This window comes from Rapidithrix thailandica (assembly GCF_039710355.1).
In the GTDB taxonomy this organism is placed as follows: Bacteria; Bacteroidota; Bacteroidia; order Cytophagales; family Flammeovirgaceae; genus Rapidithrix; species Rapidithrix thailandica.
Genome location: NZ_JBDKWZ010000016.1, coordinates 148,630 through 171,319 on the forward strand (window position 1 = coordinate 148,630; position 22,690 = coordinate 171,319).

Below are 22,690 nucleotides of genomic sequence, written 5' to 3' on the forward strand. Positions count from 1 at the left end.
AGAAAAAGTAGGAGGGGAGGAAGGAAAGTGGCATACAACAGTCATAATATTGATTGAAGAAACATAAAAGAACCTGGGGAAGAAAGCCCATCCAAGTGTGTATTTGGGATGGGCTTTGTATGGCTTAAGGGTTGGTGGACCAAATACCTGCTTCTTTCACAAAGACTCTTCGGTTTAATTTCAATTGAGCGATCACCAATTCGGCAAAATCTTCCGGTTGCATTACCTTTTCCGGGTTGCCATCGGTTAAGTTTAGATCGATGGCCAAGTCCGTAGCAATGGTACTTGGAGTCAAGGTGGTCACCCGGATGTTATGTTTTCGAACCTCTTGCATCAAAGATTCGGACATGCCGATCAATCCGAATTTGGAAGCACTGTAAGCACTGGTTACGGCAGCTCCTCTTTGCCCGGCAGTTGACGAAACATTGAGGATGTCTCCGGTTTGGCGTTCAATCATAGAGGGCAATACCGCACGGGTTACATAGTAGGCCCCCATAAGGTTGACTTGAATAATGCGTTCCCACTGGGCAGGCTCTAGTTCCAGAAACGTTCCGAAAGCGCCAATTCCCGCATTGTTAATCAAAATATCAATGGCGCCCAGCTCCTCAGTTACTTTGGCCACCGCAGTATTGACGGCTTCCCTATCACTTACATCTGCAGTGACAATGGATGTTTTTACCCCCAAAGCCTCTGCTTCGCTGGCCACTAGTTTCAAATCATTTTCCGTTCTTGCCAATAATCCGAGGTTCACCCCTTCTTCTGCCAAGGCAAGTACCATGGCCCTTCCGATTCCTTTACCCGCACCGGTCACCAGTGCATTTTTTCCTTTGATTGATTCCATCTGTAAATACGTTTTAAAATAGTGTCTATAAGTTAAAATCGGTAAACCAGATTATTGTAAGGTTTAGGTCTTACAATGATCTGGTGATTTACCGGCTTCCTTTCAAATTATTTTTTCATACGTTGATTTGTACCTGTCAAAATTGCACTAACTTTGAATAATTACCTGGAAAATTGCAGGATAAAGTTGTATTTTTCATTATTGTTGAACTTTTATGATCCAATCTGTAAAGAGAGCCTTTGAAATACTGGAGTGTATCAACCAAAATGGTAATTTGGTACGCTTGAATGACATAGCCACTTCTTTAAATCTGAAGAAAACTACCGTACATAATCTTTTGGATACATTAAAGCAACTTGGGTATGTAGAGCAGGATGCGCTGAGTCCCCGGTATAGGATTACCACAAAGTTTCAGTGTTTGTATTTCCCGGCGATTTCAGTACATAAATTAAGAAGCGATATGAAACCTGTCTTGCAAGAGTTGACCAATCAAACCCGGGAGACATCTTATCTGGCGATGCAGATGGGATCCTATTTTCGCTATGAGTTAAAGTGCGAGCCTGAGCGTTCGGTCCGTATTTCTTTAGAAATGGGCAAGGAGTTTGAAATGATGAAAACTGCCATCGGTAAAATTTTTATGGCCCATTCCGAACATTTACCAGCTTATTTTTTGGGAAAGTTGCCAGAGGCAGAAGCTGAGAAGTTGAAAGAGGAAATAGCTTTGGTCCGGCAACAAGGCTTTGCCTATGATTTTGAAGAGTATGAACCGGACCTTAATTGTACGGCCATTCCTTTATTTCAAAATCACCGGGTCATTGCAGTGTTGGGGGTTTCAGGGCCTGCTTATCGTTTTAAAAACAAAGAAATGAAAGCCGCGGTGCAAAAGTTGCAACACTTGGCAAAAAAACGCAAGTTGGATCAATAAGTAATTCCTTGATAATTAATTAAAGACCTGGCAGGTTTTCAAAACCTGCCAGGTCTGGCTACCTATAGGTAAGATTGCCGATTTTTTACAATACGGGAAAAAACCTTTTTTCTTCTTTTGCAGAGTCATTAATGTTTAAACCTTAAAATCAATCAGCCAATGAATTCTGAATTGACGATTCCTGCATTTTTACATGAAGTACATGGAAAAAAGGCCTCCGTGATGGACTTGGTGCTGACTTATTTTACCGCATTCGCATTGGCTGTGGTCAGTTATCTATTGATGGATAACCTTGAGCTTAAAAGCTGGGAAACAGGAATTTTATTACTTTTGGCAATGGACATAGGTGGTGGGGTCGTGGCAAATTTTTCTCGAGGGACCAGTACGTATTATGCCGAAAGCCCTAAGGCCCGGCGGACGTTTGTTGCCATGCACTTGTCGCAACCGGCTTTACTTGCCTGGGTCTTTCCCGGTAGCTTGGTAACCATTATGTCTATTTGTGCTTATACCCTCATAACCACTTCCTTTGTTAACATGATCCGTTTACAAGAAAAACAACGGGTATTTGCTTCTTTTTTCTTGAGTTTAGGGTTGATGTTATTTTTTCTATTACCAACTGTACAGCCCATCATCTATTTGATTTTGATTTTGTATATGGTAAAATTGGTAATGGCATTTGCCGTACAATGGAAATAATGATATAGAAGTGAATTAACCTTTTTCTTTTTGCTGAAAAATGTTTCAAAAAGGCCTCCTCTGTGTTACCTTTTTCAACAATAGCTTTGGCTATTCTCTTCAAGAAGTGCCTTGATGAGCCGATTTTGATTCCATTTTCGGTCAAAAACTATACGTTTAAACCACTTCATTATCAGAGGATAAGCTTATATCTTTTAGAAAGCCTATCCGAAGTGTAGACTTGTCTTTTCGGGTAAAACCTTGCTATTTCGCAAACACTCATTCACCAAACTTATGGTAAAAAAACACGGATTTAAAACTAGCAAGAGGTCTTTTGGGAAATATCCTGAAAAGACCTCTTTGGATTTTGTGCTAATCATCTATTGTTGTCTCACTCATTTAAAATTCGGCAGCAACATGATAGTCAAGCCTTAATACGGCTTGTTGGGAGAATTTTTGTTTGTATAAGTTGATAATTTGAGTGATGATGGAAATATATTGTTCCGTTCCTTGATGAATAAAAACCAATACCTTCGAATCTTCTTTGATAATTTCCCCGCTTTCGGTATCCTTCCATCTTCCTTGTGCTTCCAGTACGGTAATGCCCTCTCTCAACAAAGGCATGACCGTCAGGTTGACAAAGTTTTCCCAGTCTTTTGACGTTACGTTGCCCCCGTTAGGAATGGATTGACCAAAATACAATTCTGTTTTGATATATGCCTGTTCGGTTCCTTTGAGTCTTTTAGAGGTTGCACATGCAGAAGTGAACAGTACAAAAGAGAGCAACAGGAAGGGGTACTTTCCGGGACTGGGACTCGAAGGTAAAAAAATAGACATGAGTTTTTTTATCAGTTAAAAAAGTTTATAAATAAGTTAAGGAAAATAGCAACACAGCGCAACAGGAAAAGGCCAATAAATGCATTGATAACATTGTATTTTCAATTTTCGGAGAAGGAATATTCCTTTTACAGGATCGCTAAACAAAGGGTGATATGCATACGCGATTTAAGGGAATTTCAAAAAAAGGCCGGATGTTTTGTGAAAAAATGCCCTGGGATTGTGTAAATTGGTCGACCTTTTACAAAAATGAGTTTTTATACTATCAAATTCTGAGAAATTAAATGAAAATGAAACATCTATCTGCTATTGCTATGTTATTAGGGATATTTGTTGGTTTGTTCTCCTCGTGTGAACCTCCCCAACGACATGTGGAAAGACCTCGTGACACTTGGGTATTGCGCTCGGTGTTAGACCAAAATCCCCGTATGATGTCCATCGCATTACACGACAATTTGTGGTTAGCTTACAGTACCCAGTTTGGAGGGTTATATAAAGTATGGGATGGAAGTGTTAATTTTGAAGGAGCTGTGTATACTACAGCACATGGCCCGCAACCTACCAGTAGTGGTGCCCCTTTTCTGATACAAACAGTAGAAAACCCATGGCGGCTGATTGTTGGGGATGAAACCATTACTCCGGAGGTACAATACCGGGGACATACGATTCAAAACAATCAAGTGATTCTGAACTATGAACTGGCGTACAAGGGACAAAAAATAGAAGTCCGGGAAACACCGGAATATTTACCTATTGGGGCGGTTAAAACCGGCCTGGAACGAAAATTTATGACCGCTAATGTGCCGGAAGGGGTAGAAGTGGCTCTTAAAGTGAAACTGACTTCTGTCCAAACAGAAGGTGACTACAGCACAGACGGACAATTGGCATTTAACGAGTCAAATAAGGTAGAAGTGGAAGGTATACCTTTTTTGGAGATGTCCGGTTTGTTAAAATTAAACAAAAACGGAGAAACTACCTACACTGCCCGTTTTACCAAACGACCGATAAAAGCGCAATTGCCGGAGACCGCCAATGCCAAAAAAGAAGTGGAAACCTTGTTCGCCCAAAGCGACTGTAATACTTGCCATAACGAAAAAGTAAAAACAGTAGGTCCTTCATATATTGACATTGCCAAAAAATACCCCAACTCCGAAGATAAACTCCAAGAGTTAATTGAAAAAGTATTGGAAGGGGGATCGGGCAATTGGGGGCAAGTACCGATGACTCCCCACCCGGATTTGGCCAAGGAAGATGCCGCAAAAATGGTGAGCTATATTTTGTCATTGGATGCGGATGAAGAGCAAGAGGCGGCTGTGAACAATTTGATGCCGGCACCGGATTTTAAACTTTCCTTCCAAAAAATGGATAAAAAATCCATGACGGAAGCGGGAGAGCAACCGGGAATCGCCATCAATGCCTATGTGTTTCCTTCGATTGCCGGGTTTATGGAAATTCCGGAGGACATGAAGCCCGTTGTGTCCGGTACGGCCAATGCCTTGCATGCGGAAGATAGTGACTTCGGGGAGCTTTCAGTCAATTTTTATATGGAAGCTACAGGGTTTTTGAATTTGGAAGAAGATCGTAAAGTAGTGCTGCGCCTGGTGAGTGATGACGGATCCCGCATGTTTATCAATGGAAATAAAATTATTCACAACGGTGGGTTTCACGCTTTGGCTCCGAAAGAAGCCGAAATCACCCTGAAAAAAGGAAGGCATCCTTTCAAAGTCGAGTATTATCAAGGAGGAGGGGGAAAAGCGGTTTCACTACAGTGGAAGCCCTATGGAGAAGATGAATTCAGTGTAGTGCCTCCGGAACTCTTTACGTATAATCTGGAGGATATCAAAGAGACCAAGGCATTGCCGGATCCGAATGTATTGGCCGGAGATACAAAACCACTCTTAGCCGTACATCCCAGCTTTGACTTGGCACAGGCTCGTCCGGAAAGTTTCCAACCCAAAGTAGGGGGAATGGACTTCTTGCCGGACGGTCGTTTGGTCGTGAGTACTTGGGATTCCCTAGGAGCGATTTACGTATTGGAAGGGGTACAAGCTGACAACCCCGAAGCCATCAAAGTGACACAAGTGGCCGCCGGTTTTGCCGAGCCTTTAGGAGTGAAAGTAGTGGAGGGTGATATTTATATATTGCAAAAACAAGAGTTGACCCGTTTAAGAGATTTGAACGGAGACGGCATCATGGACGAATACTATACGGTAAGCAATGATTGGAAAGTTTCTGCAAACTTCCATGAATTTGCGTTTGGTCTGGAATACAAAGACGGATATTTCTATGCGACCTTGGCCACGGCTATTCAACCGGGAGGTGCCAGCACAAATCCTCAAATTCCGGACAGAGGAAAAGTAGTAAAAATTTCCATAGAAGACGGAAGTACGGAGTTTATTGCGCAAGGTTTGCGTACTCCGAATGGTATTGGTGTAGGAGTAGACGGAGAAATGTTTATAGCGGATAATCAAGGTGATTGGCTTCCTGCCAGTAAAATTGTTCATGTCCAAAAAGGTGCCTGGTACGGCTCCCGCTCCGTGGATTTTGAAGGCACCGAAGGGTTGGAAGAAACCCGGCCGGTTGTCTGGTTGCCTCAAGACGAAATCGGAAATTCACCCAGTGAACCGATATACTTGAATGTGGGCCCTTATCAAAATCAAATGCTTCATGGGGAAGTCACACACGGCGGTTTAAAAAGAGTCTTTACCGAAAAGATCAATGGCCAATACCAAGGGGTCGTTTTTCGCTTTACCCAAGGTATCGAGGCCGGGGTCAACCGGGTCGTTTGGGGACCGGATGATGCCTTGTACATCGGAGGTATTGGAAACCCGGGTAACTGGGGCCACTTTGGTGGCAAACGCTATGGCTTGCAACGTATGAAATTTAACGGCAAAAGTACTTTTGAAATGTTGGCGGTACGGGCTCAGGCAGACGGGGTAGAGATTGAGTTTACCGAACCTTTAAAAGAAGGAGTTGGAGAGCAAGCTTCGGATTATGCTGTCAACCAGTGGTATTACCTGCCAACGGAGAATTATGGAGGGCCTAAATTGGATGAAAAAGTATTGAATATTTCGGACATCCAAGTTTCCGAAGACCGTAAAAAAGTGAAATTGCAGTTGCAAGGAATGGAAAGCGGGCATGTAGTGTATATCCGTTTGAACAAAGCAACAGTGAAAAGTGCCAAGGATCAAACTTTATGGACTACAGAAGCCTGGTATACCATGAACCGGATCCCGCAAGGAGAGGAAGTAGCCCGACAATGATACATTCATTTTAATCTTTATGAGACCCGGATAAGCCCAAAAAGCTATCCGGTTTTTTTTATACCCTCTTTTCTAAGTCCGGAATGGTCAAAAGGTTTCATAAAAAATGTGGTACTCTTCCTTGTCCGAAAATCTACCCGGATGTTGATTGGTATTACCTTCATTCATACCGAAGTGAATTAAGCTTTTTCTTTTTCCTGAAAAATGTTTTAAAAACACCTCCTCCGTGTTACTTTTTTCAACAATAGCTTTGGCTATTCTCTTCAAAAAGTGCCTTGATGAGCCGGTTTTGATTCCGTATTCGGTCAAAAACTATACGTGTAAACCACTTCACCTTTTGCAAAATAACAGATCAAAAATAACTCTGAAAAACGAAGGGGTTAACAAAGTACTACCTTTCAGCCATTGCGAACATTGACGAAAACTATTACTTGCTAATTTGTTTCCGGTCAGTGCAAATCCGTATTTACTGTGATACGGTCAAATTTTTCTTGAAAAGAGGCTTTTTGTTTTGTTGTTGATTATCAGTTAATTATGATTAAATCTGTCTTCTTTCCAATTTTCCTTGATTTTAAAATATCATGGTTTTCTGTGATTTTATTTAAGCCGATTTTACCAAAATTTGAAAACGCTTAATTAAATACTTCTACTGAACATAAGCAGCTTATGTCAATAAAGTAGAACCAATGAAAATTCGGGGCAACTCAACGTGAGGGATCCCAGACTGACAAGGTAAACCTTATGGGTTTAATTGTTCGTTTGCGGTATGCCGTTATATGTCTTGTGGAAAAGAATTTCATTCATTGAAATAGCTTTTTTAACCCCAGAATAAACATCAAAACCATCACTTTCTTGGCACTACTAACTGCCATTCATTTACTCATAATTTTAACAATATGCGTATAAAACATTTTCTACTTTTATTACTCATCACCGGGTTGACGTCCGGAGGGATATATGCCCAAGAGAGAGTGATCTCGGGGGTTATTCTGGATGAAATGGATCAAGGTCCTCTGGTCGGTGCCAATATTGTATTGAAAGGCACCACCATTGGTACCATTACCGATGCCGAAGGAAAATACTCACTAAAGGTCCCCGGAAATATTGCTTCGGAGGTATTGGTGGTATCTTATATCGGGTACAAAAAGAAAGAAGTGCCTATTGACAACCGTACTCAGATCAACGTTTCTCTTTCTATGGACGTACAAGAGTTGGGCGAAGTAGTGGTGACTTCTTTTGGGATTGAGCAAGAGAAAAAATCCATTAACTATGCCGTACAGGAGCTGGAGTCAAAAGAATTGGTGGAAGGGCGGCAGGAAAACCTGGTGAATGCCCTTCAGGGTAAAATAGCCGGGGTGCAGATTACCAGTGCCAGTGGAGCTCCCGGTGCTTCTTCGGAAATTCTAATCCGGGGAGCGACTTCCCTTTCGGGAAATAACCAACCTTTGTTTGTGGTAGACGGAATTCCCATTGATAACTCAGCCGTAGAAGGAGGAGGGAACCGGGCCATGGACATTAACCCGAACGATATCGAGTCACTGACCGTGTTGAAAGGTCCTGCTGCAGCGGCCCTGTATGGTTTGGATGCGGCCAACGGAGCCATCATCATTACCACCAAAAAAGGTGCTGCCGGAAGGGTGAAAGTGGATGTGTCTTCCAGCCTTTCTATCGACAAAGCTATGCGTTTTCCGGAACAGCAAGGAATGTACTCGCGTGGGACACAAGGTTTATCCGATTTGGAAAGCCGGTATTCTTGGGGACCGATGTTCCGCAGAGACGAAAAAGTATATGATAACCTGGGGGACTTCTTCCGCACGGGAGTCAGTCATAAAGAAGATATTTCTATTTCCGGAGGATCGGAAAAAGCAACGTTTTACCTCTCTGCATCTAATTTTGATCAGAAAGGGATTATTCCCGAAACAGATTATAACAGGACTTCTATATTGCTAAAAGGTTCTGCACAGCTTTCTGAAAAACTACAGGTAGGCGCTTCGGCTAACTATATCATGACCAAAAACAAACGAGGGCTTTCCGGAGACTCGGGAGGTTGGTTGTTGAACTTAATGTCTTGGCCGAGAGATGATAACATGAGCGTGTATGAAAACCCGGATGGAACCAAGCGCTGGTTGATACCCAGTTTGGGAACCAACCAATCGGACAACCCTCTGTGGACCGCCCATAACAATCCGGTAGACGACAATGTAGACAGGATATTGGCCAATGCTTTTATCAGTTACGATCCGTTTGATTGGATGAACATTACCTACCGGATAGGCCGGGACCGTTATTCTCAGTATTACAGTCGATTGGTTTCGCCAAATACCGGGGGAACACCGGATGGAGCCATGCGTGAGTTGGAAAGACAGCGTCAAATAACCACTTCCACATTTAACATCAGTATGGACAAAAAAATCGGAGAGAATTTCCGGGTGTCTTTGTTGATGGGAAATAACGTACAGGAAGACAAAGGGCGAAGCCTGACAACTTCGGGTTCGGGATTTATCAACCCCAGTTTGTTTAGCATCAATAACATGGAAACCGTTCGGGCCGAGCAGTATAAAAGTCTTCGCAGGGTAGTAGGGGTATACGGAGATTTGAAAATCGATTACAAAGGGATGGCCTATATCAACTTTACCGGAAGAAATGACTGGTCTTCTACTTTGCCCAAAAACAATAATTCGTTCTTCTATCCATCGGTAAGTGCCGGGGTGATATTCAGTGAGTTTATCGGTGGGGATAAGTATTTCTTCTCTTTCGGAAAACTCCGGGCAAGTTATGCCGAAGTGGGGGCCGATACCGGACCGTATAAGTTATCACCGGTGTTGGATCGAAGCTATCGGAAAGGCGGTAAGTTTAAAAACTATCACACCGCAGGGAACCCTAATCTGAAACCCGAAACCACCATCTCCAAGGAAATCGGAGCGGAATTGAAATTCTTCCACGGCCGGTTAGGCGTTGATTTCTCTTTGTACGATACGGAAAGTCGCGACATGATTATCACGACCCGGATTACCCCTGCCTCCGGGTATATTATCCAAACCTTTAATTCCGGTACTATTGTGAACAAGGGGGTAGAATTAATGCTAACCGGACAACCGCTGAAAGGAGACTTTAACTGGACCATTGATGCGAACATTTCCCGGAACACATCGGAATTGAAAGAGTTGCCTTCGTTTGTTTCGGAATTCCCGCAAACGTATGCACAGTTGACCGGTACCGGTAGAGGAAGTTCTTTGATTGGCGAGCCCGTTTTGGGTGTGGTAGGGGCTGCCTACAAACGTACCGAAGAGGGGCGTATGGTGATCGGAGAGGACGGATATCCGGTGATCGACGATGAAAAACAGTTTATTGCCGATCGTACACCGGATTGGATTATCGGTTTGACCAACACGGTAGAATATAAAAACTTCACGCTTTCCATGCTTTGGGATTTCCGGATCGGGGGAGATGTATGGAATGTGACTAAAAACCGCTTGGTTTCTTACGGTTTGAGTAAAGAAACCGAACGGAGAAATACCGGGATTGTCTTTGATGGAGTCGTAGAAGTAGAAGAAGGCGTTTACGAAGAAAATACTAAAGAAGTGGTGTTGACCGAGAGTTTCTACCGCTATAATTATGGCGCAGTAGATGAAAACTTTATTGAAGATGGATCTTGGGCCCGTTTGCGCTTTTTGTCGTTGGGGTACCGCTTGCCACAAAATTTGGTAAGTCGTTGGGGGATGTCTGATTTTAGCATCAATATTACCGGGCGCAACTTATTATTGTTCACACCCTATTCGGGCAGTGACCCTGAAACCAGTTCGGTTGGAGCTTCTATCGGAGGTTCGGGAACGGCCGGATTGGACTACGGTAACGTACCTTCTACCCGTGGACTGACCATTGGCTTTAAAGCTTCTTTTTAAAGGCTTCACTAAGTCGGACTTTAAGAGAAGAGGGTATTGATAAACCCTGGAATCCAATCATCTAAATTGAAGTAATTATGAAAAAACATATATTTTTAGCGCTCTTACTTTGCCTGGGTTTAGGCGCTTGTGAAGAGTACCTGGATGTGAATGAGGACCCGAACAGGAATGCCACCACTACTCCTGATAACCTTCTTCCCGCCATACTGGCCAATTTGAATTACAATTTGTACGAGGCTTCGGACCTCACTTCCTATATTGTGCAATACCTGACCACCAGCTCGGGAGCCACTACCCGGGATCGTTGGACGTTCCACAAACAATTGCGGTTTGGCTTGTGGAGAAGGCATTATTTTGATGTGGGAAGTAACGTTCATCACCTGATTGAAAGTGCTAACCATGAAGAGGCGAATAACTACCTGGGAGTTGCCAAAGTGGTAGGCGTATTGTCTACCGGAATGACCACGGACTTTTTTGGCGATATGCCGTATACGGAAGCTTTTACGGGTAACGTAAGTCCTGCTTATGATCCGCAAGAGGTTATTTATCAGGGTATTTTAAAAGAGTTGGACGAAGCGGTAGCGCATTTGGAACAATCCGGCCCGAATGATTTCCCGATGACTGAAGAAGCGGATTTCGTGTACTCCGGAGACGTAAACAAATGGAAGAATTTTGCCTATGCCCTGAAAGCCCGCTATCTTTTGCACTTATCCAAAAGAGAAAATCACTATGCCGAAATTCTGGAATTGACGGATAAAGCGCTGAGAGGTACTGCCGATTGGGTGGACCCTGAATTAGTATATGAAGAAAATACTACGGACAATTGGTTGAAAAATCCTTTCGGTCCGTCCCGTGCCCGGCCTTCTTGGGCGGAAACGGCTAATTACTTGCATCTAAGTGTACCGACTGAGTTTTTTATCAATGCGATGATTCACAATGGGTATATCGATCCCCGCTTGCCTTTGATTATGACCCCTTCGGAAGATGGAAAGTACCGTTACGGCATTCCGACCAACGGAATTGCTCCTTTGAAGTTGGAAGATTTTCCAAGCTTGTACGATGGGTATTATACCAAAGACCATTCGCCCATTCCTTATATGTTGGAATCGGAAGTATGGTTTATCGAAGCGGAAGCGGCTTTTCAATCCGGCAAAACCGACCGGGCTTTTCAGGCTTATGAAAACGGTATCCGGGTACATATGAAGAAATTAGGGGTGGATGAAGCGGCAATTGGCGAATATCTGCAACAGGACTTCATTGCGGTGGATGCCAACGAATTGACCTTAAGCCATATCATGATGCAGAAATACATTGCAGGGTATCTGAGTCCGGAAACTTGGGTGGATTTGCGAAGACATGATTACAGCGAAGAAGTATATCCGGGTTTGGAGCTTCCTGAATTTATTGACGATGACCTGGAAGGTAAGTGGATCAGACGCTTTCCGTACGATCCTCAAACGGAGTACATTTACAACCTTCCCGAAATCGAACGCTTGGGCGCTCAAGCTCCCAACTTTACTACAACCCGGGTTTGGTGGGATAAGTAAATGCTGCCTTCTCACCAGATGACTTACCCTGAACTTTTTCTTACATCATTTCCTAGCCGGAATAGAAAAAGACGGAAGGGTGAGTCCCCGGTTTTTGATCTATAGGTTTTAATTTGAAAATATTCTGATATACAATGAAAAAATTATTTTATCTCTGTCTTCTCTTAAGTACTCCCTGGCTTAGCTCCTGTGAGGAAAAAGATGTGTTGGAGGACTTGGGTGCGCCCAATGGGCATATCTACCCCAATGTGTATTTTACTCCGATCAACTCCAGTTATACCGTAGGGAAATCAGTTGACTTTGAATTACAATATTGGTCTGTAGGAGATGCCATTGAGAAAGTGGATTTGTATACCTGGTCGGCTTGGGATGTGACTACCAAAGTGACCGTAGCGGGAGAGGAAGAGCCCCAGTCAGCCACATATGAGGAGCAAGAAGAGCAAGAAGAGCAAATGCTTTTTGAGTCCGCTCCACATCAGGATACAGACTATGTGACCGTAATCAATGCATATCGCAAGAATTATACTTTTCAGGTAGAAGAAGGTTATTTCAGAGCTGCACGGACAGATGTGGAATGGGCGGAATTGTCGGAAGAAGCCCGGGCATATTTTAGCGAAAGCTTGGGTGCGGAGGCAATTGAAAACAACTTGATCAGTATAGAGCAAGAGTATGTGAGCCGCTTATCGTTAACCGTGGAAGTTGTCAATAAGGATAGGCAATCCAAGTCCTATACCCGCTCTTTTGAGGTACTTGGTAATTAGCAAGAACGCACGGTGGTGTTCCGTGAAGGATTGTGCTGAAGGATGTTTCCTGTATTTCCGGGAAATGAGGGGTAATCTGTAAAGAGAACCCCTTAACGTTTCTTATTATCTCTTTAGAACCCTATTGAAATAAAACCTCATGAAAAATATAAACAAACTACTTTCCATACTCTTTTCCTGTTGGTTGCTCGGCACGATGTGCTTGTTGAGTGCCTGTGACGATGACGATGAGATTGATCCGGCCGTATCGGCCTATTTTAAAATCAGCAACAAGGAATCCCTAGAAGCTCCGGTCACAATAAAATTTATCAACGCCTCTAAACATGGGCTAAGATTCGAATGGAATTTTGACCGGGGTGAAGTCAATGGGGAGGAAGGAGTACACACGGCTTCTACTGTTGACCCGGATTCGGTACTGTTTGCCGTACCCGGTACATATAATGTTTCACTCAAAGTATTTGGCGCTGACGGAAGTAATGTCAAGGAATTCCGTCAACCCCTTGAAATTCTGGAGCCTACTTTAACCGTTACTCATGCGTCAGACAATTCGTATTTGTACCCTACGAACGTGACCTTTACTCCTCATGCATTCCAATACGCTGACCGGGATCCGTTAACATACACTTGGGACTTTGGCAACGGCCAGACTTCCAACGAAGCCCAACCCAAAATACTCTTTGAAACCCCGGGAACGTACAAAGTAACCTGTACTTCTAACGATGGTGTGGATACCAAAACCCATACCTTTGATTTGGTCATTCAAGGAGAAATCGCTAAAACCTTGTACTTTGCGGACGGAGTATCGGGTAAAATCGTGAAACAGCGGTTGTTGGTGGAAAGTAACGAAGGACCGGAAGTACTGGGTGCCTCGGCCGGAAGTACGGTTTTACAAATGTATGTGGACAACGAAAGCATTTATATGTTGGATGCCGGGAACAGCCATGGGTACCAACTCACCGGAGACGGTAAAATCTATACGACTAATTTGGCCGGAACGACAGAGGACGTCTTTATGGATTTTGTAGGAAAAGGACCCAATGCTGCTGCGGGAGAGACCAATTCACCGGACCCTACCGGCTTTTTTATCAAAGACAATGATTTTTATTTCAATGCGCGGAATAATATGTTGAAAGTAGGGGTGAATCAAAGTAATATAGATGTAGAACAAGATCCTCTAAAGTTTTTCAATCATGCCGATTTGGATGAAAATGCAGCCGGCTATTCGGTGAACGGAGGCTGTGCTTATGATGCGGTGAACAATAAAATCTATTTTTCCAAGAATTTGCATGTCAACAAAATCGGACTTTTCCGGGTAAATGCAGACGGACAATCCGGGTATGAGGAAATCATCAGCAATGTTCCGGTGATGGATATGGCCATTGATCCAATTCATCAAAAAATCTATTTCTCCGTGATCACCTTATATAATACAGGGGTATATCCGGCAGAAGGAGGCGTGCCAGGCTTGTATATGTGTGATATGGACGGTAGCAATATCAAACTGATTGACGAAGTATGGGAAAGTGAATATTCAGGACATTTTAAATCGGCTATTTTAGGATTTGACCTGGATTTGGAAGCCGGAAAAATCTACTGGGGCTACCGGGCTGAAGGAGCTACTCCGGAAGATCCCAAAGGATCGGCCATCCGCAGAGCTAATCTGGACGGTTCGGAAAAAGAAGATTACCTGACAGGAATTTATCCGTACGCCTTGGCTATTGACCAGGTAAAACGATAGCTTACCCTGGCTTTTACCGAAGGGTTGTACTTTTGTAGAAGTAGCCCAACGGCAATATTTAAACCTTCCGGGTTTTGAAAACCCGGAAGGTTTAAAACGTATCAACTCATGACCATGCCTTCATCACCCACTTCTAACTCGTTCTTAAACTATGAAAAAAAAACGATTACTTTACGGAATACTCTGGTGCTTGCTGTTGCCGGGAGCCTTGTGGGGGCAAAACCCTAAACGGGAATTCCGGGCGGCCTGGATTGCTACGGTTTCCAATCTGGACTGGCCCTCCAGCCGGAATCTAACGGTGGCCCAGCAAAAAGAAAGCCTTATTCATATTCTGGACTCCTTAAAAGCCTTAAACCTGAATGCCGTATTGTTTCAAGTCCGGACAGAATGCGATGCATTGTACCGCTCAAACCTGGAGCCTTGGTCGTATTACCTGACGGGAGAGCAAGGCAAAGCTCCGGAAGATCCCAATTATGATCCCTTAAGTTTTGCCACAGAAGAAGCCCATAAACGGGGGATAGAGTTACATGCTTGGCTGAACCCTTACCGGGCTGCGGCCAATACGGCAGGATATGCCATGGATGAAAGTCATGTAACCAATCAACATCCCGAATGGATTCTCGAATTTCCCGGAATCAAAAAGAAAATCCTCAATCCCGGCCTTCCCGAAGTAGAAACTTATATCACCAGTGTGGTACGGGATATCGTCTCCCGTTACGATATAGATGGAATTCATTTTGACGATTATTTTTATCCTTACCCTAACAGTTCCAAGGGCTTTAACGGAATCAGTAATGAAGATGCGGATACCTATGCCACTTACGGACAAGGGTTTGACAATATCGGGGATTGGCGAAGGGAAAATATCAATCGTTTAATGCGGAGTGTGTACCAAGCCATCAAATCGGAAAAAGCGTATGTGAAGTTCGGAGTCAGTCCGTTTGGCATCTGGAAAAACGGAGTGCCGGAAGGAATCATTGGGATGAATGCCTATTCAGTAATCTATGCCGATGCTTTGACCTGGCTGACGGATGAGGCTGTGGATTATCTGACACCGCAACTCTACTGGGTGATCGGTGGAAATCAGGATTATAACAAATTGCTTCCCTGGTGGTCTGAAAAGGCCAAAGTGGCCAACAGACATCTATATGCCGGACATTCGCTGTACAATGTACAACCTCAAATGGCACCCTTGGAAGATGTTTTCTTAAAAGAACTTACGCACCCAGCTTGGCTGACAGATGCTCAAATGCCGGGGGAAATATTCCCTTTACAAAGCTTTGATGAAATTCCCAACCAGATAGAGATTAATCGTAACCACCGGAATAACAATGCTTTGGGTTCGGTATTTTTCAGAACAGGGAATATTATGAGCGATCCCAGTGGTATGATTCACCATCTGAAGAACAATCAATACAGTACCGTTGCCCTTCCTCCGGTAATGCCTTGGCTAGGCGGAGGGCTGCCCGAGGTACCCAATAATTTACAGTATGGTCAGTTGGCCGGCAGCGAACGGTATGCATTGCAATGGGATGCACCCGGTGCAGGAGAATACCGTTATGTACTATATCAATTCACTTCGGAAAATCCGACTCCGGAAGAACGGGAAATTGCGGCAAATATCCTGGCATTGACAGGAGAAACCCACAGTTTCGGAGCCAATACCCCTCCCGGACAAACGGTATGGTACGGAGTGAGTACAATAGACCGTTATGGCCGGGAAAGTGCCCTTTCTGAGTTGTTGCAAGTAGCTACACCGGAAGCGCCCGTTTTACTTGCTCCGTTGGCGGATGAGCCGGCCCTGGCAAAAGAGTTTACCTTTGAATGGCAAGCAGCTCCGGGAGCTTCGTATTATCATTTGCAAGTGGCAGAAGATGCAAATTTCCAACAGCTTATTTTTGAAAATGCCCGGCTGGAAGCCACCGAAGCGAGTGGAAGTCCGTTAAACTTGGATGGAAACAGAACCTATTTTTGGCGGGTACGAGCAGGAAATATCGCCGGCTTAGGTACCTATTCGGAAGTTAGAAGTTTTACCACCGGTTTTCCGGCTGTTCCGGTAATTACTTCTCCCACCCAAAAGGAAGAGTTTGTAAGTTTAACACCGGAATTTACCTGGCAAGCAAGTGAAGGCGCCACAACCTATCATCTTCAACTTTCAAAAGGAGGGAGCATTTTTAGCGAAGATAAAATTATCGTAGAGGTAGAAAATATTACTGAGTTGAGTTATGTGCTCAACACTCCTCTGGACAAATGGTATACCCACTATTTACGGATATCGGCAGTCAATGCCAAAGGCCGGAGCGCCTGGACGGTCCCGGTGCAATTCAAAACCACTACGGATATTCCGGAAGCTCCCACCTTTGTAAGTCCGGAGCATCAAGCAATAGACCTTCCTTTGAGCCTGAAAGTAGAATGGAATACAGTAGATTTCTCGACCGGGTATGAGTTTCAGTTGGCGAGCTCGGAGTTGTTTGATGAACAGGACGTATTGGTAGATGAAAAAAACCTGACCTGGAATGACGCTTTTTGGCAAGTTTCGAATTTGGAATACCACACTACGTATTATGCCAGGGTGAGAAGCAAATATGTAGGAGGAGTGGCCGGATGGTCGGAAACCTTGCGTTTTACCACGGAAGAAAAAGACGATATCCCTACGGGTATAGAAGATGACCCTACTTGTGAATGTACGGTACAGATCGCGCCTAATCCCGCCAGAGAACAAGTGAAACTTTCCTTTTGGCAAGCCGGTTCCGGCCCTGTGCGGGTAAGTTTGATCAATGCCATGGGAAAAACCATTGACCTGCCTTTGGATAAACGATTGTCTGGTGGGAAACATGAGTTGTATTTGGAGACGGAGCATTTACATCAGGGAGTGTATTGGCTTCGTTTTGAAACCCTTCAGGGGGCCATCGCGAAACGCTTGTTGGTCATCCATTAAAGTATAGACATAGAAAGCTAAAAATATGATCGCATTGGCATTGTCAATGACGGATCTTTATAAAACGGGTTGAACCTCTAGACTATGAGTAAAACAACTGTATTAAGCGGTTTGGAAAAATTTTGTATAGATCAGCATTTGCAAAATACTCTTTCCGGCAATATCGCTTATCTCTGCCATAATGCTTCGGTGGGACCGCAATACGAACATGGAATCAACCGGATGCTTACCTTATTTAAGAAGCGGTTTCGGGTGATCTTTTCACCACAACATGGCTTGGGGGGAGAAAAACAAGACAATATGATTGAATCCCCCCATTTCTTTCACCCTTATTTTCAGAGGCAAGTGTACAGTTTGTATTCCGATACCCGGGTGCCAAGTCCTGAAATGTTAGAAGGAATAGACCATGTATTGGTGGATTTACAGGAGGTAGGGACGCGAGCATATACCTATATTTATACCCTGTTCTTATTGATGCGACAATGTGCCAAATCGGGAGTGGAAGTGCTGGTGTTGGACCGGCCTAACCCCTTGAACGGTATAGAGTTGGAAGGGAATATATTACATCCGGATTTTGCTTCCTTCGTAGGGCTGTACCCTTTGCCGATGCGCCATGGACTGACCATTGGAGAGCTGGCTTTGATGGCCCAAAAACATTGGGGGCTAGACTGTCCGTTACGTGTGGTGAAAATGGAAGGATGGGAACGGTGGATGTATTTTGAGGATACAAAATTGCCTTGGGTGATGCCTTCTCCCAACTTACCGACAGTGGAGAGCATTTTGCCCTATGTGGGAACCGTCTTGTTTGAAGGGACGAATATTTCGGAAGGGCGGGGAACGACCAAGCCTTTTGAGATTTTAGGACATCCTGCCATCAACGCCCAGGAAGTTGTTGCGCATTTGTCTTCGGTATTTCACCAAAATAATTTGACAGGTTTGGTCTTCAGACCGCAAAATTTTATACCGGTATTTGACAAATACAAAGACCAGACTTGCGGAGGGTTTCAATTGCATATTACCGACCGTAAGACTTTTAAACCCTGGAAAGCCGGACAGTTACTTTGCCGGGAGTTGTATTCGAAACTTGGAGATGCCTTTGCCTGGTTTGAGGGTCCTTTTGAATATATAGAAAAACATTTGCCAATAGATGTATTGAACGGGACGGACCGACTACGGCAATGGGTGACGCAACAAGGAAGTATGGAGGAGCTCGAAGCTTTGGAAACGGAAGGACGCCATGAGTTTTTGACTCTAAGAAAAGAGGTATTATTATATTAAAAAAAGAACAGTATTAGTTGTAATCTTTATACTTGTAAGCAAGCTGTTTTATTAATAAAAAGTACTGGTATTGCACACTGAGTACCGGTATCACTGAATGAATATCCTATGAGCCCAATCATTGTATTTAGTATTATTTTCGGCTATTTTTTAGTCTTAATGCTTTTGTCCTTTCTTACTTCCCGGAAGGCAACTACCGATGCTTTTTTTACCGGGCAACGGCAATCCCCCTGGTATCTGGTGGCTTTTGGGATGATCGGGGCCTCCCTTTCCGGCGTAACGTTTATATCGGTGCCCGGAGAAGTGGGAAATTCCAATTGGGCTTATTTTCAAGTGGTATTGGGCAATTTAGTCGGTTATTTATTGATTGCCTTTTTACTAATTCCCCTGTATTACCGTTTGCGTTTAGTCTCGATTTACGAATACCTGGACAAGCGACTGGGGAGGTTTTCGTATAAAACGGGTTCTTTCTTTTTTCTGCTTTCGCAAACGATTGGGGCTTCTTTCCGGCTGTTTTTAGTGGCCGGAGTCTTACAGTTGGCTTTTTTCGATGCCTATGAAATTCCTTTTGCCGTTACTGTCTTTGTCACCATCTTGCTGATTTGGTTGTATACCTTTAAAGGAGGGATTAAAACCATCGTTTGGACCGATACTTTGCAAACCTTGTTTATGTTGACCACGGTTGGGGTTACGCTTTGGTTGATTTGCCGGGAACTGGATTTTAGCTTTTCTGCCATGATCCAAACCATTCAGGAAAATCCTCACTCTCAGATTTTCGTATGGGAATGGCAATCCGGTCAGAATTTCTTTAAGCAATTTATCGCCGGGGCTTTTCTGACCATCGTCATGACCGGGTTGGATCAAAATATGATGCAAAAGAACCTGACTTGTCGCAACCAAAAAGAAGCGCAAAAGAATGTTGTATGGTTCAGTATTTCTTTTGCCTTTTCCAATATCTTTTTTCTATCGCTGGGAGTATTGTTGTATGTATTTGCCTTTCAGAAAGGGATTGCCTTGCCCGGTAGTTCCGATGATCTTTTTGCGATCTTGGCTTTGGAGCATTTTAGTCCGGTAGCCGGAGCATTGTTTTTATTGGGAATTACTGCGGCAGCATATTCCAGTGCCGATTCTGCTTTGACGGCCCTTACTACCAGCTTTTGCGTAGATTTTCTCAATATTGAAAAACTCCCCGAAGAGCGGCAAAAACCGCTTCGGTTAAAAGTGCATATCGCTTTTTCACTGTTGATGTTCATGGTCATTCTCGGATTCCATGCCTTTAATGATGAAAGTGTGGTCATGGCGGTGTTTAAAGCAGCCGGCTTCACTTATGGGCCTCTGTTAGGTTTGTTTGTATTCGGAATGTTTACCAAAAGAGAGGTGAAAGACCGTTTTGTTCCCTGGATTTGCTTGATTTCTCCTTTGCTATGTTATGTGGTGAATGCCAACTCGGAAGCTTGGCTTAGGGGGTACAAATTCGGATTTGAAATTTTGGTGTTAAATGGTTTGCTCACGTTTTTAGGCCTGTATATAATCTCCGGAAAGAAAGTCTCCGATTCTGTGAAAGTGGCTGGCTAAGGGTGAATATTTAAAAAAAGGACTTGAAGATAAAATTACGGACTTCCTATCACAAGGAAAAGTTCGTACGGCTACGTACTGATTGCTCTTTATCTGAAGAGCAATAAAGCTATATTAATTCATAGATTTTGTTGTAATTATTTGATAATAAACATTTTAAATTTTACTTGTTAAAGTAATACTACTAATTGATTGTCAACGTATCGTTATATGCAGAAAACGACTCAAACACGTTTGCTTTCCTTGGATATTTTCCGGGGACTTACCGTAGCAGGAATGATTTTGGTGAATAATCCGGGCAGTTGGGGACATATATACGCCCCCCTCCGGCATGCTTCCTGGCACGGTTGCACGCCTACCGATTTGGTCTTTCCCTTCTTCCTTTTTATCGTAGGTATTTCCATTTCGCTGGCTTATACCAAGCGCAAAAAGGCGGGAGTTAGCCCGAGTTCTATGTATGGGAAAATTTTTAGCCGTACCGCCAAATTGATCTTGTTGGGCTTGTTTCTCTCTGCTTTTACCATTGCTTTTCCCTTTTTCAAGGACTGGGAAGCCATCCGTATTCCCGGAGTACTGCAACGAATAGGGCTGGTTTTTATGGTGGCCTCTTTGTTGTTTTTGCATTGTTCCTGGCGCAGTATATTATTGATTTTTGTAGGATTATTGGTGGGATATTGGGCTTTGATGAGTTTTGTGCCTGTACCGGGAGCCGGTGAGGCCAACTATGAACCCACGACCAACTTGGCTGCCTGGCTGGATCGCCTCCTGATGGAAGGACACCTCTGGAAAAAAGCCTGGGACCCGGAAGGTCTGTTGAGTACTTTACCCGCCATCGGCACTGCCTTGTTCGGAATTTTGATTGGGAAAATTCTTTTGCAAAAATCGCTTACAGAATTCCAAAAGATTCAATATTTTCTGGGGATTGGCCTGGGAGGAATTCTATTGGGCATGTTGTGGGATCCTTTTTTCCCGATTAACAAGGGTTTGTGGACCAGCTCTTATGTCTTGTTTACCGGAGGACTTGCCAGTACACTTTTTGGAATGATCTATGCCATCGCGGACGTATGGAAAAAACAAGATTGGGGCAACGTGTTTGTTGTATACGGTTCCAATGCCATTACCGTATTTTTCCTTTCCGGATTGATTGCCAAAACGTTTTACCAATGTAAATGGACCAATGGAGAAGGAAGTACGGAGAGTCTTCATGGTTTTTTGTACCAACAGTTGTATACTTCCTGGATCTCTGTTCCCGAGCTTTCTTCACTCATGTATGCCTTAACAGTTGTCGTGTTTTATTACTTGGTACTATATGTAATGTACCGGAAGAAGATTTTTGTGAAATTGTAAAAAAAGCCCGAAAGCAAACGGAGGTTATAATTTCTGGCTCAAGGTGATGAGGTATTCTTTATTCTTGGCCAGGTTTTGTGCTTGAACAAATTGAGATAGCTAACTTTATGACAGCCCACCTTGCTCTTAATATTACATTTACAAGTAAAATGTTCCTGAAATGGGTGACATTAAGGAGAACTTGGGTATGGTGAAGGCTTAGTTTATACTTTTATAAACTAAGCCATTTTTTGTCAAGGTAAACAGATCTGAAATAAGCAGATAAGGCAACTTCTATCAAGTAATTGTTTACTTGTTCAATCTATAGTTGGACATAGTAAAGTCTTCTTCAAAACCCAATTTCAGATACAAACCTTTTCCCATATCAGATGCTTGCAGGGTAGCATACTCCATCTTTTGATCCTTGGCCAGGTTCAGCAACTGAATGGTGATTTGTTCGGCCAAGCCTTTTCTCCGCATTTTCGGACTGACGCCGATAGAGTGAATACCGGCAACCTTACCGGTTTGATACAAAACTCCGGTACCTGCAGGCTGGTTTTGATGGTAAGCAATAAAGTATTGTACTGGATCCATGGTCTTTCGGATGACATCCGGATGGATGAGGTAGCCAAAAGCACTCGCAAACAGCTCCGACCAAAGTTCCGCACCTTTGTGTTGCTCCAGAAGCCGGAGTTGTACCGTATTATTCTCTTCAAATGCATGCTCCAGTTTTAAATGCATGCCTATTTGTCCGAAAGCCTGGGTAAAACCCTGCTGTTCTAATAAGGAAGAACGGTCCTCCAGATTTTTTCCCCACACCGGGATCGTAAACTTTTCGGCAAATGAAGTGATCTTGTTTTTAGCTTGAAGTAAGTGTTCTTCTTGAAAGTCTTGTTTAAACCACAAGCGGTTCGGCCATTCCGAAAATGGTATTCTGCTATAATAAAAGAAACCTTCTTCTCTAAGTACATGACAAAAATAAGCAGAGGGCTTTTTTAATCATATTATTGATATTATTTAAAAACACCTCTGAGAGTTTATCAAGGCCATAGGAGAAAAAGCTAACCGCTCTTCTGCCATGCTT

The 22,690-nt window shown here is 43.5% G+C and carries 14 protein-coding genes; 11 read left to right on the forward strand and 3 right to left on the reverse strand.

Annotated features, from left to right (window positions below; genetic code table 11):
• Positions 1 to 124: 124 nt before the first annotated feature.
• Complete coding sequence (locus AAG747_RS22905) at positions 125 to 841, reverse strand: 3-ketoacyl-ACP reductase (protein ID WP_346823572.1); 717 nt, start codon at positions 839 to 841, stop codon at positions 125 to 127.
• Between the two features lie 214 nt (positions 842 to 1,055).
• Between AAG747_RS22905 and AAG747_RS22910 the strand changes: the two genes are divergently transcribed.
• Both AAG747_RS22910 and AAG747_RS22915 read left to right on the forward strand, forming a co-directional pair.
• Positions 1,056 to 1,766, forward strand: coding sequence for an IclR family transcriptional regulator (locus tag AAG747_RS22910; RefSeq protein ID WP_346823573.1), 711 nt, complete (start codon positions 1,056 to 1,058; stop codon positions 1,764 to 1,766).
• 159 nt (positions 1,767 to 1,925) lie between these two features.
• Positions 1,926 to 2,462, forward strand: a complete 537-nt coding sequence (locus tag AAG747_RS22915; protein ID WP_346823574.1) for a hypothetical protein — start codon at positions 1,926 to 1,928, stop codon at positions 2,460 to 2,462.
• Positions 2,463 to 2,840: 378 nt separating this feature from the next.
• Here the strand turns inward: AAG747_RS22915 and AAG747_RS22920 are convergent, their stop codons facing one another.
• Positions 2,841 to 3,278 carry a DUF3574 domain-containing protein gene (locus AAG747_RS22920; RefSeq protein ID WP_346823575.1) on the reverse strand — a complete coding sequence of 146 codons (438 nt, stop codon included), beginning with the start codon at positions 3,276 to 3,278 and terminating at the stop codon, positions 2,841 to 2,843.
• Positions 3,279 to 3,568: 290 nt separating this feature from the next.
• On the opposite strand from AAG747_RS22920, the gene AAG747_RS22925 reads away from it, so the two are divergent.
• The 9 genes from AAG747_RS22925 to AAG747_RS22965 all read left to right on the forward strand — a co-directional run bounded on the left by AAG747_RS22925 (position 3,569) and on the right by AAG747_RS22965 (position 21,627).
• Positions 3,569 to 6,541 carry a PA14 domain-containing protein gene (locus AAG747_RS22925; protein ID WP_346823576.1) on the forward strand — a complete coding sequence of 991 codons (2,973 nt, stop codon included), beginning with the start codon at positions 3,569 to 3,571 and terminating at the stop codon, positions 6,539 to 6,541.
• An 896-nt stretch (positions 6,542 to 7,437) separates the two neighbouring features.
• On the forward strand, positions 7,438 to 10,443 hold the full coding sequence (locus AAG747_RS22930; protein ID WP_346823577.1) for a SusC/RagA family TonB-linked outer membrane protein: 3,006 nt from the start codon (positions 7,438 to 7,440) through the stop codon (positions 10,441 to 10,443).
• A gap of 77 nt (positions 10,444 to 10,520) precedes the next feature.
• Positions 10,521 to 11,990 (forward strand): SusD/RagB family nutrient-binding outer membrane lipoprotein, encoded by a 1,470-nt coding sequence (locus AAG747_RS22935; protein WP_346823578.1) that lies wholly within the window; start codon positions 10,521 to 10,523, stop codon positions 11,988 to 11,990.
• A 134-nt stretch (positions 11,991 to 12,124) separates the two neighbouring features.
• Positions 12,125 to 12,751, forward strand: a complete 627-nt coding sequence (locus tag AAG747_RS22940; protein WP_346823579.1) for a hypothetical protein — start codon at positions 12,125 to 12,127, stop codon at positions 12,749 to 12,751.
• Between the two features lie 139 nt (positions 12,752 to 12,890).
• Positions 12,891 to 14,489, forward strand: a complete 1,599-nt coding sequence (locus AAG747_RS22945) for a PKD domain-containing protein (RefSeq protein WP_346823580.1) — start codon at positions 12,891 to 12,893, stop codon at positions 14,487 to 14,489.
• Between the two features lie 151 nt (positions 14,490 to 14,640).
• Entirely contained in the window at positions 14,641 to 17,427 is a 2,787-nt protein-coding gene (locus tag AAG747_RS22950; RefSeq protein WP_346823581.1) for a family 10 glycosylhydrolase, read from the forward strand.
• 84 nt (positions 17,428 to 17,511) lie between these two features.
• Complete coding sequence (locus tag AAG747_RS22955) at positions 17,512 to 18,705, forward strand: exo-beta-N-acetylmuramidase NamZ family protein (RefSeq protein ID WP_346823582.1); 1,194 nt, start codon at positions 17,512 to 17,514, stop codon at positions 18,703 to 18,705.
• A gap of 108 nt (positions 18,706 to 18,813) precedes the next feature.
• Positions 18,814 to 20,280 carry a sodium:solute symporter gene (locus tag AAG747_RS22960; RefSeq protein WP_346823583.1) on the forward strand — a complete coding sequence of 489 codons (1,467 nt, stop codon included), beginning with the start codon at positions 18,814 to 18,816 and terminating at the stop codon, positions 20,278 to 20,280.
• 210 nt (positions 20,281 to 20,490) lie between these two features.
• A complete protein-coding gene (locus AAG747_RS22965; protein ID WP_346823584.1) occupies positions 20,491 to 21,627 on the forward strand; it encodes an acyltransferase family protein in 1,137 nt (378 codons plus the stop codon).
• A gap of 288 nt (positions 21,628 to 21,915) precedes the next feature.
• Here the strand turns inward: AAG747_RS22965 and AAG747_RS22970 are convergent, their stop codons facing one another.
• Entirely contained in the window at positions 21,916 to 22,512 is a 597-nt protein-coding gene (locus tag AAG747_RS22970) for a GNAT family N-acetyltransferase (RefSeq protein ID WP_346823585.1), read from the reverse strand.
• Positions 22,513 to 22,690 lie beyond the last annotated feature (178 nt).